General features: G+C 62.9%; 16 protein-coding genes. 7 read left to right on the top strand and 9 right to left on the bottom strand.

The features are described 5' to 3' along the window. Positions 1-3 precede the first annotated feature (3 nt). The 3 genes from QRN54_RS09730 to QRN54_RS09720 are packed head-to-tail and all read left to right on the top strand — an operon-like array spanning position 4 to position 2,233. Entirely contained in the window at positions 4-804 is an 801-nt protein-coding gene (locus QRN54_RS09730) for a crotonase/enoyl-CoA hydratase family protein (protein ID WP_047268912.1), read from the top strand. Further along, positions 801-1,661, top strand: coding sequence for an EamA family transporter (locus QRN54_RS09725; protein ID WP_285181898.1), 861 nt, complete (start codon positions 801-803; stop codon positions 1,659-1,661). The genes QRN54_RS09730 and QRN54_RS09725 overlap by 4 nt, the downstream gene beginning before the upstream one ends. Before the next feature lie 44 nt (positions 1,662-1,705). Next, entirely contained in the window at positions 1,706-2,233 is a 528-nt protein-coding gene (locus QRN54_RS09720) for a gamma carbonic anhydrase family protein (protein ID WP_003941993.1), read from the top strand. A 40-nt stretch (positions 2,234-2,273) separates the two neighbouring features. Here QRN54_RS09720 and QRN54_RS09715 read toward each other — a convergent pair whose 3' ends face one another. From QRN54_RS09715 to QRN54_RS09685, 7 genes are all read right to left on the bottom strand, one after another. Then, positions 2,274-3,260, bottom strand: coding sequence for a pirin family protein (locus tag QRN54_RS09715; RefSeq protein WP_058038176.1), 987 nt, complete (start codon positions 3,258-3,260; stop codon positions 2,274-2,276). Between the two features lie 20 nt (positions 3,261-3,280). After that, positions 3,281-3,754 (bottom strand): MarR family winged helix-turn-helix transcriptional regulator, encoded by a 474-nt coding sequence (locus QRN54_RS09710; protein WP_007728410.1) that lies wholly within the window; start codon positions 3,752-3,754, stop codon positions 3,281-3,283. Then, a complete protein-coding gene (locus QRN54_RS09705) occupies positions 3,741-4,835 on the bottom strand; it encodes an LLM class flavin-dependent oxidoreductase (RefSeq protein ID WP_007728412.1) in 1,095 nt (364 codons plus the stop codon). The genes QRN54_RS09710 and QRN54_RS09705 overlap by 14 nt, the downstream gene beginning before the upstream one ends. 147 nt (positions 4,836-4,982) lie before the next feature. Then, positions 4,983-6,515 (bottom strand): DHA2 family efflux MFS transporter permease subunit, encoded by a 1,533-nt coding sequence (locus QRN54_RS09700; protein ID WP_003942006.1) that lies wholly within the window; start codon positions 6,513-6,515, stop codon positions 4,983-4,985. Further along, positions 6,512-6,982 (bottom strand): MarR family winged helix-turn-helix transcriptional regulator, encoded by a 471-nt coding sequence (locus QRN54_RS09695; RefSeq protein ID WP_003941890.1) that lies wholly within the window; start codon positions 6,980-6,982, stop codon positions 6,512-6,514. Before QRN54_RS09695 ends, QRN54_RS09700 begins: the two co-directional genes overlap by 4 nt. Before the next feature lie 89 nt (positions 6,983-7,071). Then, positions 7,072-8,037 (bottom strand): NADPH:quinone oxidoreductase family protein, encoded by a 966-nt coding sequence (locus tag QRN54_RS09690; protein WP_285181897.1) that lies wholly within the window; start codon positions 8,035-8,037, stop codon positions 7,072-7,074. A gap of 79 nt (positions 8,038-8,116) precedes the next feature. Continuing rightward, positions 8,117-8,773: a TetR/AcrR family transcriptional regulator gene (locus tag QRN54_RS09685; protein ID WP_003941871.1), complete on the bottom strand. Its 657-nt coding sequence runs from the start codon at positions 8,771-8,773 to the stop codon at positions 8,117-8,119. A 65-nt stretch (positions 8,774-8,838) separates the two neighbouring features. On the opposite strand from QRN54_RS09685, the gene QRN54_RS09680 reads away from it, so the two are divergent. Continuing rightward, complete coding sequence (locus QRN54_RS09680) at positions 8,839-9,828, top strand: NAD(P)-dependent alcohol dehydrogenase (protein WP_007728421.1); 990 nt, start codon at positions 8,839-8,841, stop codon at positions 9,826-9,828. Between the two features lie 44 nt (positions 9,829-9,872). After that, positions 9,873-10,631: an acyl-[acyl-carrier-protein] thioesterase gene (locus QRN54_RS09675; RefSeq protein WP_083291738.1), complete on the top strand. Its 759-nt coding sequence runs from the start codon at positions 9,873-9,875 to the stop codon at positions 10,629-10,631. Here the strand turns inward: QRN54_RS09675 and QRN54_RS09670 are convergent. Then, positions 10,628-10,828 (bottom strand): hypothetical protein, encoded by a 201-nt coding sequence (locus QRN54_RS09670; RefSeq protein ID WP_003941897.1) that lies wholly within the window; start codon positions 10,826-10,828, stop codon positions 10,628-10,630. The genes QRN54_RS09675 and QRN54_RS09670 overlap by 4 nt on opposite strands. 73 nt (positions 10,829-10,901) lie before the next feature. On the opposite strand from QRN54_RS09670, the gene QRN54_RS09665 reads away from it, so the two are divergent. After that, entirely contained in the window at positions 10,902-11,399 is a 498-nt protein-coding gene (locus tag QRN54_RS09665) for a SixA phosphatase family protein (RefSeq protein ID WP_007728426.1), read from the top strand. A gap of 13 nt (positions 11,400-11,412) precedes the next feature. Here the strand turns inward: QRN54_RS09665 and QRN54_RS09660 are convergent, their stop codons facing one another. Further along, positions 11,413-12,420, bottom strand: a complete 1,008-nt coding sequence (locus QRN54_RS09660) for an MsnO8 family LLM class oxidoreductase (RefSeq protein WP_285181896.1) — start codon at positions 12,418-12,420, stop codon at positions 11,413-11,415. Positions 12,421-12,508: 88 nt separating this feature from the next. Here QRN54_RS09660 and QRN54_RS09655 point away from each other — a divergent pair, with 88 nt between their 5' ends. Continuing rightward, positions 12,509-12,895, top strand: coding sequence for a glyoxalase superfamily protein (locus tag QRN54_RS09655; protein WP_003942070.1), 387 nt, complete (start codon positions 12,509-12,511; stop codon positions 12,893-12,895). The last annotated feature ends 72 nt before the right edge of the window (positions 12,896-12,967 follow it).

Genomic DNA, 12,967 nt, shown 5'->3' with positions numbered 1-12,967 from the left:
CCCATGAGCGACGCCGTACTGATCTCGCGAACCGGCGATGTGGTCACGTGGACCCTCAATCGCCCGGACACCCGCAATGCGATCTCCGAGATCGACATGATCGAGGCCCTCGAAGACGCAGTCACCGCGGTCAACCGAGATCAGAGTGTGCGCACGGTCATTCTGACGGGGGCCGGATCGGCCTTCTCCTCCGGCGGCAACGTCAAGCACATGCGAGACAAGGAGGGCATGTTCGGTGGCGCACCCGGCGAGATCCGCCAGGGCTACCGGCACGGCATCCAACGCATCCCGCTCGCGCTGTACACGTGTGAGGTGCCGACCATCGCGGCGGTCAACGGCCCGGCCATCGGAGCGGGCTGCGACCTCTCACTCATGTGCGACCTCCGCATCGCCTCGACCGCCGCAGTCTTCGCCGAGAGTTTCGTCAAGGTAGGACTCATTCCCGGCGACGGCGGAGCGTGGCTGCTCCCCCGCGCGATCGGCAACGCCCGCGCGGCCGAGATGGCGTTCACCGGTGAACCGATCGATGCTGCGAAGGCACTCGACTGGGGTCTGGTCTCGCAGGTGACCGAGCCCGAGGAATTGCTTTCCGCTGCGCACGCTTTGGCAGCTCGAGTAGCCGCCAATCCCCCGCAGGTACTCCGCATGACCAAAAAGCTCCTCCGCGAGGGCCAGCACCAGAGCCTCGAGAGCTTGCTCGAACTCTCGGCCGCCATGCAGTCGATCGCCCACCACACCCGAGATCACCACGAAGCCGTCGCCGCGATGCTCGAGCGTCGAAGTCCCGAGTTCACCGGAGAATGAAGGCCGGCAGTCAGCTACTGCCGGTCGGAGCAGTCCTCACGTCGATACTGTCGCTCCAGTTCGGAGCGGCATTCGCGACGACACTGTTCTCGCAGATCGGGCCGGCCGGAGCCACGACGCTGCGGCTGACGATCGCCGCGATCATCCTCGGCGTCATCGTCCGCCCGCGATGGAGCAGATGGTCGAACCGGCAGCGCAAAGGCATCTTCGCGCTGGGCATCGCCCTCGCCGTGATGAACGGCGCCTTCTACCTCGCCCTCGACACGGTGCCCATCGGAACGGCCGTCACCATCGAGTTCCTCGGACCGCTCACCCTGGCCGCAGTTCTGTCTCGTCGGTGGGCCGACGGAGCATGGGTGCTGCTCGCCTTCGGCGGAGTGTTGCTGCTCGGGTTGGGCGATCACGGCGAATCCGGCTTGGACCCGATCGGGGTGATGTTCGCGTTGATCGCCGCTACTGCGTGGGCCGGATACATCGTGGCCGGTTCCCACCTGGCCGCGACGCTCCCGAGCGCCGACGGGTTGGCAGGCGCAAGCATCGTCGCGGCCGTATTGACGCTGCCCTTCGGCGTCGTCTCGGGAGGAAGTGAACTGCTGGATCCGACGATGCTCGCCGCAGGCGCAGCCGTCGCCGTCCTCTCGTCCGTCATCCCGTACAGCTTGGAAATGTGGGCGCTGCGCTCTCTAGCCAAGAAAGTCTTTGCCGTCCTCATCGCCCTCGAACCCGCAGCGGCCGCACTGGCCGGAGTCCTCGTGATCGGGCAAACGCGCGACGCGTTCACACTCGTGGCCATCGCACTGGTGGTGACCGCGGGCGTCGGCACAGTCGTCATGAATCGAAAACCCACAGCGAAGTAGTCCAGGTACCGTCAGAGCACGTCATTCCAACGCACAGGAGAACCATGACCAACCCGATCATCGCCACCGTTCTCGGTAACACCCCGCAGATCGACGAAAGTGCGTTCATCGCACCCAACGCCACCGTTGTCGGCGCGGTGACCATCGCTGCGGGAGCCAGCATCTGGTACGGCGCGGTTATCCGCGGCGACGCAGAATCGATCTCCATCGGCGCTGACACCAACATTCAGGACAACTGCACCGTGCACGCCGACCCGACGTTCCCCGCAGTGCTGGGCGAACGAATCTCGGTCGGCCACAACGCAGTGCTGCACGGGTGCACCGTCGAAGACGACGTTCTCGTCGGCATGGGTGCCGTGGTGCTCAACGGCGCACACATCGGCTCGGGGTCACTGATTGCAGCCGGCGCCGTCGTGTCTCAGGGGATGCAAATCCCACCTGGATCACTGGTCGCCGGCGTGCCCGCCAAGGTCAAACGTGAACTCTCCGAAGGCGAAAAGGCCGGTATCACCGCCAACGGCGCCGGCTACATCATGCTCGCGAAGGCTCACCAGGACATCGAACAAGCCTGATCGAAACGACGCTCGCGGCCGGTAGCAGCAAGAGCAACGACTAGCCTCGGGGCCGCAACGTACTGTTCGGCAACTCGGGTGCCGGGAGCGCCGGACCGTCGTATCCCGGCACGACGCCGAAACGCCGGTCCGGGACGCTGCCGTCGAATCCGGAGGCAAGCTCGGCCTGCCACTTGCGTCGATACTCGACGATCTCTGCGTGTGTACGGCCCATGAAGTTCCACCACATGATGACCTGCTCGCCCAACGGTTTCCCGCCGAGAAGTAGCAGTCGAGCCGGTTCGGATCCCGGATTGCGCAAAGTCAGTTTTCCGAAACCCGGTGCTTGATAACCCAACTCGGCCCAGCCGACAGTGGTACCACGCAGAACAACCGATCCTTGATCGACGATCACGCCGTGCTCATGTGAACGATCGACATCGAGGGCGATCTCGGCCCCAGGATCGAGAATCACCTCGGCACCGAGTAATTCGGTGAAGGTAGACACCGGAGACGTTTCACCGGCGAGCGAACCGAGGAACACACTGAGCGTGACACCATCGGTGGTCACCGGCTCCGGTCGATAGTGAACGAACGCGGGTGCGGTATCGCGCGCCGCATCCGGCAGGGCCACCCACAACTGCATCCCGTGCAGAACCTTCGTATTCGGCGTCGACACCTCGGAGTGCGCGATCCCACTCCCGGCCGTCATCAGATTCAGTTCACCCGGCCGCACCATCGCATGGGAACCGATGCTGTCACGGTGCTCGATCTCTCCGGTGAACAGCCAACTCACCGTCTGCAAACCGGTATGCGGATGCGGCGGCACATGCATGCCCGGTCCTGAGCCGACGTCATCCGGACCGTAATGATCTGCAAAACACCATCCCCCGATCAGCGAACGCTCGCGTTGCGGGAGGGTGCGTCGCACTCGCATGGCCCGCGGGCCACCGAGCGGTACGTCGCGCGGGGTGAGGATCTGAATCTCGCTCTCCGCCGGATGGCCTTCGCATTCCTGCTCGACGGGCTGCGCTTCGAGGTTGCTCATATCGTCCATCCTGCCTCCAGTCATGACTGCGCGAGACGCAGACGCGTGCACAATTCGGCCAACAGTCGAAGTTCATCCGCGTCCAGGGCCGGTCCGACGTGGCGGCGGATGCTCGCGGCATGACGGCGACCCACTGATTTCTGCAGCGCTGCACCCGTTTCGGTGAGTTGCACGATCGTCCCGCGGCGATCCTGTGGATCAACACTTCTCGTTACCAGACCTTCGCCCTCCAACCGTTCCACCAGGCGACTGAGCGAAGGCTGGCTCAGCAATATCTCCCGATTCAGGTCATGCAAGCGAAGGGAACTACTCGGCGCAAGACTCAGCGTGAACAGCACGTCGTACTCGCGCATCGACACCTGATCCCAGACGTCATCGGCAGAGAGCCGCCGCATCACCGACACCTGGGCGCGAAACAAGGCTTCCCAGGCGTCGGTGGCGAGTTCGGTGGTGCTGACCGGAACCTCAGGCGGTTGCTCGTCAGGCAGTGACACTGCTTGCCTCACGAGCCGCCTTCATCGACGCGTGAGTGGGCGGGTTGTCCGGCACATGTGCTGGCCGCCTGGCCGCGAACTCACGGCGCAGAACCGGAACAACTTCCTCACCGAGCAGATCGAGCTGCTCGAGCACCGTCTTGAGCGGCAGCCCGGCGTGATCCATCAGGAACAGCTGGCGCTGGTAGTCGCCGAAGAAATCGGCAAACGCCAACGTCTTCTCGATGACCTGTTCAGGGGAACCGACGGTCAGCGGCGTCTGCTCGGTGAACTCTTCGAGTGAGGGCCCGTGGCCGTACACCGGAGCATTGTCGAAATACGGACGGAATTCCTTGACCGCGTCCTGACTGTTCTTGCGCATGAAGACCTGACCACCGAGACCGACGATCGCCTGATCCGCGGACCCGTGGCCGTAATGCTCGTAACGCCGGCGGTAAAGATTGATCAGCTCGATGTAGTGCTCTTTCGGCCAGAAGATGTTGTTCGCGAAGAATCCGTCGCCGTGATACGCCGCGATCTCCGCGATCTCGGGGCTGCGGATCGAGCCGTGCCACACGAACGGCGCGACGCCGTCCAGCGGGCGCGGTGTGGACGTGAATCCCTGGAGTGGAGTGCGGTACTCCCCTTGCCAGTTCACGACCTCCTCGTCCCAGAGCCGGCGAAGAAGTTGATAGTTCTCGAGCGCCAACGGGATACCGGCGCGAATGTCCTTGCCGAACCACGGGTACACAGGCGCGGTGTTTCCGCGACCCATCATCAGATCGACGCGCCCCTCGGCGAGGTGTTGAAGCATCGCGTAATCCTCGGCGATCTTCACCGGGTCATTGGTGGTGATCAGCGTCGTGGACGTGGAGAGCGTGATCTTCTCGGTCTGGGCCGCGATGTATCCGAGCATCGTGGTCGGAGATGACGGCACGAACGGCTTGTTGTGATGCTCGCCGGTCGCGAAGACGTCGAGACCGACTTCCTCGGCGTGCTTGGCGATGGTCGTCATGGCCTTGATGCGCTCGTGCTCTGTCGGGGTCGCCCCCGTCGTGGGATCAGTGGTGACGTCACCGACCGTGAAGATTCCGAACTGCATGGTTGCTCCTCCGCGAACTAGATCCATGCGTTTGCATGTAACTGATCAAACATTCAACCATCCAGCTGTATTCCACGGCAAAAAGGTGAGGGCGGCACACAAGATGTGTGCCGCCCTCACCTGGACGAACGATCTACCGAAAAGCGGTCAGTGCATAACGATCGGCGTTGCCGTCTCGCCCTCGGCCACCGGCCTGGTGGTCTTGCTCCGCGGCAGGAAGAACGCCGGGATGAGGGTCAGGACGATCAGCACAGTGGCAACGAGGAAGGTGTTGCCGAAAGCGTCCGACGCCGCACTGAGAATCGAATTCGCAGCAGACTCCTGCGGACTTCCCGGCTCGGTCGGAATGTGCGAGGCCGCACCGACCATCGTCGTATCGAGGCCACGATCGAGAAGCTGGTTGGTCAAGACCACCGACATCACGGCGGTACCGATCGAACCTGCGGTCTGCTGAACGATGTTCATCAGAGTGGAGCCGCGAGCGATCTGCTCGTTGGAGAGCGTCACGATAGCTGCGGTCATCAGCGGCATCATGGTGCAACCCATACCGAGGCCCATGACGAACAAGGCGCCCATCAGCAGCCACGTCGGGGAATCCGAGGCAACCTGTGTGAACACACCCAAACCGATGAGAATCAGCGGCAAACCGGTCAGGACGATCTTGCCCGGGCCGATCTTGTCGACCAGTCGACCAGCGATCGGCATGGTGACCATAGCGCCCAGACCCTGCGGAGCCATCAACAATCCGGCCGCGAGCGTGGTGTGACCGCCGACCTGGATGAAGTAGCTCGGGAACAGCAACCCGGCGCCCATGAACGCGACGATGAACAGCGACGTCGTGATGACGGCGGTGGTCAACTGACGGTTCTTGAACAGGTGCAGGTCGATCAGCGGGTGATCCTTGTTGAGCGCGTGGAACACGAAGGCGATGATCAGCGCCAGACCGATACCGGCCGACACCAGAACCCGAGCCGACGCGACGGTTCCCACCTCAGGGATGGACGACACACCGAACAGGAACAGCGCCAGGCCGGGCGACAGCAGGATCATGCCGAGGAAGTCGAAGGACTCCGAAGGCTTCGCCTTGTCGGACGGCAGAATGATGAACGCAGCAGCCAGAGCGATGATGCCGATCGGCAAGTTGATCAGGAAGATCCAGTGCCAGCTCGCGGCCTCGATCAGCCAACCACCGAGAATCGGGCCGCCGATAGGACCGAGCAGCATCGGGATACCGAGAACTGCCATGACACGACCGACACGGTCCGGACCGGCGGCCCGGGTCATGATCGTCATACCGAGCGGCATCAACATGCCGCCGCCGAGACCCTGGAGCACGCGGAAGCCGATGAGCGAGGTGATGTCCCACGCCATCGCACAAGCGACCGAACCGAGCACGAAGAGCACCAGGGCCGTCATGTAGAGGCGCTTGGTGCCGAAACGGTCGGCAGCCCAACCGGTAACCGGAATGACCGTCGCCAAAGCGAGGGTGTAGGCCGTCATCGTCCACGCGACGGTGGCGTACGAAGTTTCGAAGTCCTCGGCAAAGGTGGTGAGCGCGACGCTCACCACGGTTACGTCGAGAATCGACATGATGGCGCCGAGCACCACCACGGAAGCGATCTTGAGGACCGCCCCGTCAAGTTTGTCGGACGCCGGTGCCGGCGCGTTCGGCGATGTCATCGCGAAGTCTCCTGGTTAAGTGCTCGCAGATAGTCACCCGCGAGAATGGGCTTGAGAGCCTCGAACAAACGAATCCGCTCTGGCTCAGGAACACGCGACGCGAATTCGCGAAGCTGGCCGCGCTTGCACTCGATGTGGTTGGTCGTCACCTTACGACCGGCCTCCGACAAGGAAACCCGCTTGACGCGTCGGTCCCGCTCGTCTTCACGGCGATCGACCAGACCCATGTTCACGAGCTGATCGATGTTACGCCCCGTAGCTGCCACCGAGAGCCGAAGCTCGTCGGCAACCTCGTTGATCGGGATCGCCGCATCACGTTGTGCAAGTACGAACAGCACACGCACCTGAGAGAACGAGAGATCCAGTTCGATCAACGCATCGATCGACTCCGAATCACCGGCGCTCATCAGGCGAGTGAACAACTCGTCGAGTGCTCCATACAGGTCATCAGAATCGGAAGCGATCACCTGGCAAATGGTAGTGCGGTTGCAACTATTGCCCAAATGAAAACATGTTGCAACTTATTATTTGGTGACCACCATCACGTTGCGAAGAATCATTCCTGCAGCAAGATGGCCTTTCCGAGAACTTTGCCGCTTTCGAGATCAGCCAGGGCAACTGCTGCGTCGGCAAGCGGATACCGTGCCTTGACCAGCGGACGCAAGCCGTTTCGGACGTGTTCTACCAGCGATGCGTGTATCTCGGCTACCGCCTCGGGATTGGTACGCGTGAACTCACCCCATGCCGCGCCGACAATGCTGATATTGCGAAACAGCACCCGGTTCACCTTTATCTCGGGAATACCGCCGCCGGCGAATCCGATCACCACGAGTCGTCCTTCGGGTGCCAGAACCCGGACCGCGTCGTCGAACGCATCGCCGCCCACCGGATCCACCACGATCTGAGCGCCGACGCCGTCGGTCAGTTCCCGAATCCGCTCTCCCCATCCCGGAGCCAGCGCGACCACCTCGTCGGCACCGAGCTCACGCAAGAAGTCATCGACGCCCTCGCGTCGTACCACGGCGATCACCCGGGCACCGTGCGCCTTGGCCAGCTGGATGGTTGCCGTTCCGACTCCGCCTGCAGCGCCGAGCACGACGACAGTCTCCCCCGCGACGATCTTCGCGCGGCGAGCGAGCGCGAACTCCATCGTCTGATAGTTGATGATCAGCGAGGCCGCCTCGTCGAAGGCGAGTCCGTCCGGAATTCGGAGTACCTGCGCCGGGTTGACGGCAATCCGCTCTGCATACCCACCCAGATACGCGGCCGCGAGAACACGATCGCCCGGAGCGAAACTCGACCCTTCCGGCGCGGAGACCACGACGCCCGAGATCTCCGCGCCGGGAATGAACGGCGGTTCCGGGCGGATCTGATACTTGCCGTAGGTGATGAGCAGGTCCGGAAAGCAGACGCCACTTGCCTTCACATCGATGAGAACAAGACCTTCGGCTGCGGGCTCGGGAACCTCTTGCGCGACAATTCCTTCGGGACCGGACAGTTCCGTAACCACCATGGCGCGCACAGAAAGCTCCTCTTCGGGACATCTGAAGTCTGGACCGGTAACCCGGTTTTCTCGACTTTAACCCGGTACTCACGTCAGATCATCGTTCGCTCCCGATGTGCAGACGTTCGAGTCCGTCGAGAATCAGATCGAGACCGAAAGCGAATTCGGCGGCGTAGCTGTATCCCGGAGCAAGGACGTGCTCGGTGGTCAACTCGGCCAGGTGCGGATACTGACCGCTCTCGAACGAGCCCATGATCGCCTTCGCCAGTTCCGTCGTTTCCTGCGCTGTTTCGAACGGCAAGCTCACTTCTTGCAGCACGAAGCCGTAGATGTACGCATCCATGATCGAAAAGGCATGCGCAGCAAGGGCGACGGGAAAGTCGGCGGCGCGTAGCGTTCCGATGACGGCATCGTGGTGGCGCAGGGTCGCGGGACCAGGCGTCGTTCGGGACTCCATCAACGGAGTTGCCCACGGGTGCCTCCCCAACACTTCCCTTGTCGATACCGCTCGCACATGAAGTTCCGTGCGCCACGGGCGTCCCGGCGTCGGCAGATCGATCTCCGCGAAGACCGCATCGACCATTCCGTCGAGCAGATCCCCCTTGTCCGAAACATGGTTGTACAGAGACATCGCTTCGACGCCCAGTTCGGTGCCCAGCTTCCGCATGGTCATCGAATCGATTCCGACGGAATCGGCAAGCGCGACAGCAGCGTGTACGACGTCGTCTCGGGTCAATCTTGCGCGCTTCTCCACGTTGACAGAACTTACACCGTAAGTGCAATACTTACGCTGTAAGTATTCGACGAACGGAGACTCGCATGCCGAAGGAACTGATGACCGCCGTCGTACAGGATCGCTACGGCGAGGCCGACGTTCTCTACGTCGACCACATTCCGCGCCCCACTGTCGCCGACAACGAAGTGCTGATACGCGTCGAGGCCGCGTCCGTCGACCGCGGGGCATGGCATCTCATGGCCGGACTGCCATATCCGTTGCGCCTCGCGGGTTTCGGGCTGCGCAGACCTAGGAACCGGGTACGCGGACTGGACGTATCCGGCCGAGTCGAGGCCGTCGGCAGTTCGGTGACCCGCGTGGCAGTCGGCCAGGAGGTATACGGGATCGCGGTCGGTTCGTTCGCGGAGTACGCACGCGCACTCGAGACGAAGATTGCCGCAAAACCTGCCCGGTTGTCGTTCGCACAAGCAGCAGCGGTGCCGGTCTCCGCCCTCACAGCGTTGCAAGCCGTGCGCGACCACGGCCGCGTGCAGGCGGGCCAATCCGTCCTCGTACTCGGCGCATCCGGTGGCGTCGGGATCTACGCGGTGCAGGTGGCAAAAGCCATGGGCGCTCACGTCACCGGCGTGTGCAGCACCTCGAAAACCGATACCGTCCGCTCCATCGGTGCCGACGAGGTTCTCGACTACCGCGTCGACGACGCCACCGACGGATCGCATCGGTACGACGTCATCATCGACACCGGCGGCAACCGCCGACTGCGAGATCTTCGACGGGCGCTCACACGCACCGGAACGCTGGTGATCGTCGGCGGCGAGAACGGCGGACGGTGGCTCGGCGGAACCGATCGCCAAATACGCGCACAGTGCTTGTCTCCGTTCATATCTCAGAAAATGGGCACCTTCATCGCTTCGGAGAACGCCGACGATCTGGAGGTCCTGACGCAGATGATCGACGCAGGTGACATCACCCCGGTGATCGACTCCGTTCATCCCCTTGCCGACACCGCCGTCGCCGTGGCACGAATGGTCGACGGCTCCGGCTGCGGAAAGCAGATAATCGCCACTCGCTGAAAAGCCTGACAGAATCGGCTCACTCCAGCGAACAGGAATCTCACGTGAACCCAGATCTCACGCTCGCGCAACAGCCGGACCGAGGACCGATCTTCGTCAAGTCCCGCCCGGTCCGCACCGGCGACATCGACGTCGCCAAGCAGGTCAGGCTCGACGCCGTCGCCCGCTACCTGCAGGACATCGGCAACGACAACATCGAGGCCGCGGGAGCCATCGACACCCATCCGCTCTGGATAGTGCGTCGTACGGTCGTCGACGTCGTACGCCCGGCGATCTGGCCGGAAGAGTTGACGATGACTCGCTGGTGCTCCGGCTTCTCCACGAGGTGGGCGAACATGCGTGTGCGCTTCGACGGCAGCAACGGCGCGCTGATGGAAACCGAAGGCTTCTGGATCAACATCAGCGCCGAGTCGGGCATGCCCACGCGGATGAGTGACGACTTCATGCGGCCACTGGAGGAATCCACCGACGAGCATCGCCTGAAGTGGAAGCGGGTACTCGCCGAGAACGCACCGGAGGCGGACGGCGCGGGTGTCCTGGACACGCCGTTCGCTCTGCGCGCCACGGATATCGACCCGTTCGACCACGTCAACAACGCCGTCTACTGGCAGGCGGTCGAAGAGGTCCTCAGCGCTCGCACCGAACTACGGACAGTTCCGCATCGAGCACTGATCGAGTACCTCTCCCCCATCGTCTCCAGCGACGACGTCGTCCTGCGCAGCCGCGTCGACGACAAGACCGTCACGGTCTGGTTCCTGGTCGGCGAAGCGCTCCGCGCAGTTGCGCAGGTGAGCGCCCTCTAACGCAGTTTCTGGGTCGCGACAGCCGCGACACCGAACACCAACGCAAGAAGAATCGCGGCCCAGAAACCGAAGAGCCACCACACCACGCCGAACACGACCACTGCCGGGGCAACGGTGATGAAAGCGATGGTGGGGCTTTCGCGTACCACCTCGAGTGCAGTTCGGGCATTAGTTCGATCGAGCTTCTTACCGGCCATCGAAAACCTCCTTCAAGGTCCTGACCATCCAGAGTAACCGGACTGACGGGCACAAAGCGGATACCGTGAACGCATGGCCGACCACCGCACCCTCGTCCTCATGCGACACGGCAAGTCCAGCTACCCCGAGGGCATCCGTGATCACGAGCGTCCGCTCGCCGAACGGGGCCTGCGCGAGGCCCGCATCGGCGGCGAATGGATCCGCGAAAACGTCCCGCCCGTCGACGCCGTTCTGTGCTCCACCTCCCGGCGGACCGTCGAAACCCTTGCCTCGACGGGAATCGAAGCTCCCGCCGGGTTCGAGAAGTCCATCTACGGCGGCTCACCCGCAGACGTCATTGCAGCTGCGCGAACCACGTCCGACCACGTCAAGACGCTCCTGATCGTCGGACACGAACCCGGAATTCCTTGGACTGCACTCGATCTCGCATCGAACGAAAACTCCGAAGCGGCCCAACGTATCCGCGACAAGTTCCCCACTTCGGCGATCGCCGTCCTCTCCGTACCGGTGCCGTGGACCGAACTCGACGACTCCGTCGCCACTCTGCTCGAGTTTCACGTGCCCCGTTAGATCAACGACACCGCTAAAGCACCTCACGTAGCAGGCGGTCCGAAAGTGCAAGCGCGTCACGGTCGTACGTCGATGTCGACGCCAACACTTCGTCGGCACCGGTCCGTTCGGCGAGATCGTGAAGTTGCTGTTTCACCTCGACGGGCGTCCCGTGCAGCGCCGACGCCATGAACGACTCGATCCGCCTGGCGTTTCGATCACTGCGCGGGGCAAGCCTGATCTTGTCCAGCGACGCGAGCGGCGGAAACTCCCCCGTCCGTGACGATTCTGCGAGCGCGTACGCCTCCGGGATCAGCAACTCACGCGCCGCGTCGGTGGAATCGGCAACCGCCACTTCGAGAGAAACCACCACATAGGGTTCGGGATGAGCGTCGGTGGCCCGGAAAGCTCGGCGGTACTCGTCCAACGCCTCCACCCGATCGGTGCTACCGATTCCCAGTATCGGCCCACCCACGACCACCGGAAGCCCCAGCTGCGCTGCCACTTTCAGACCTGTGCGCGTCGCCAGCACGAAGATCGGGACTCCAGACTGCGACGCCGGCCGTGCCGTCACTGCGGCGGAACCGTCCAGATAACGCCTCACCTCGTCCAGGTCCGACACAAACGTGTCCGGAGCGTCCTTGCTGCGTCGTAGTGCCTGACGTACGGGCTCCGTGAATCCCAGCGATCGGCCGAGGCCGAGATCGATTCGCCCCGGGTACAGAGCCTCCAGCATCAAGAACTGCTCGGCGACGATCAGCGGTTGGTGATTCGGCAGCATGACCCCACCGCTGCCGAGTCTGATATCGCGCGTATGCGCGCCGATCGCGGCAAGCAGTACTGCCGGCGACCCGCTCCCGATCCCGGGCACCGCGTGATGCTCGGCCACCCAGAACCGGTGGTAGCCGAGAGCGTCGGCGTGCGCGGCACGTTCGACGGAATGCGTCAGAGCTGCGGAGTCGGGGTATCCGCTCCTGGTTCGGGATCGGTCGAGCAGTGAGAGAAGCACCCTCGGAGCAACACGGAATTCGGAAAGTTTCATCCGGACGCCGAACGAGGACCGTTTCTGACCGCAATACCCGCAACACTGGACCTGTCGCCGGAATTCACCATCACATGAAGGGCACGTCATGGACATCAAGCTCGAACTGGTCGCCATTCCCGTCACCGACATCGACCGCGCCAAGGACTTCTACGTCCGCCTCGGATTCAACGCCGACCACGATCACACGGTCAGCGAAGACCTGCGATTCGTCCAGCTGACCCCACCCGGTTCGGCCTGCTCGATCTGCATCGGCAAGGGAATCACCGACGCCGAGCCCGGTTCCGTCGTCGGCATGCAGGTAGTGGTCAAGGACATCGAAGAGGCTGAGCGCGAGTTCAAGAGCCGCGGCATCGACATCAGCCCGATCGACGACCAGGCCTGGGGCAGATTCATCTACTTCGCCGACCCCGACGGCAACAAGTGGGCCGTCCAGGAGATCGTCATCCCGGACCTCAGCGGCAGCAACTCCTGAAAACGTCCCACTCCTGACATGAAAAATCCCCCCACCTCTTTCGAAGTGGGGGGATTTTCTACGAACTAACGC

The sequence above is a fragment of the Rhodococcus sp. MEB032 genome (assembly GCF_030208925.1).
Lineage (GTDB): Bacteria > Actinomycetota > Actinomycetes > Mycobacteriales > Mycobacteriaceae > Rhodococcus_F > Rhodococcus_F qingshengii.
Note: the sequence above shows the minus strand (reverse complement) of the source record. Positions and strands in the feature narration are given on the sequence as shown.

What these genes read in the sequence shown, in the direction of transcription:
- QRN54_RS09730 (WP_047268912.1), top strand. Translation starts at nt 4, where the DNA reads ATGAGCGACGCCGTACTGATCTCGCGAACCGGCGATGTGGTCACGTGG.
- QRN54_RS09725 (WP_285181898.1), top strand. Translation starts at nt 801, where the DNA reads ATGAAGGCCGGCAGTCAGCTACTGCCGGTCGGAGCAGTCCTCACGTCG.
- QRN54_RS09720 (WP_003941993.1), top strand. Translation starts at nt 1,706, where the DNA reads ATGACCAACCCGATCATCGCCACCGTTCTCGGTAACACCCCGCAGATC.
- QRN54_RS09715 (WP_058038176.1), bottom strand. Translation starts at nt 3,260, where the DNA reads ATGAGCAACCTCGAAGCGCAGCCCGTCGAGCAGGAATGCGAAGGCCAT.
- QRN54_RS09705 (WP_007728412.1), bottom strand. Translation starts at nt 4,835, where the DNA reads ATGCAGTTCGGAATCTTCACGGTCGGTGACGTCACCACTGATCCCACG.
- QRN54_RS09700 (WP_003942006.1), bottom strand. Translation starts at nt 6,515, where the DNA reads ATGACATCGCCGAACGCGCCGGCACCGGCGTCCGACAAACTTGACGGG.
- QRN54_RS09680 (WP_007728421.1), top strand. Translation starts at nt 8,839, where the DNA reads ATGCCGAAGGAACTGATGACCGCCGTCGTACAGGATCGCTACGGCGAG.
- QRN54_RS09670 (WP_003941897.1), bottom strand. Translation starts at nt 10,828, where the DNA reads ATGGCCGGTAAGAAGCTCGATCGAACTAATGCCCGAACTGCACTCGAG.
- QRN54_RS09665 (WP_007728426.1), top strand. Translation starts at nt 10,902, where the DNA reads ATGGCCGACCACCGCACCCTCGTCCTCATGCGACACGGCAAGTCCAGC.
- QRN54_RS09660 (WP_285181896.1), bottom strand. Translation starts at nt 12,420, where the DNA reads ATGAAACTTTCCGAATTCCGTGTTGCTCCGAGGGTGCTTCTCTCACTG.
- QRN54_RS09655 (WP_003942070.1), top strand. Translation starts at nt 12,509, where the DNA reads ATGGACATCAAGCTCGAACTGGTCGCCATTCCCGTCACCGACATCGAC.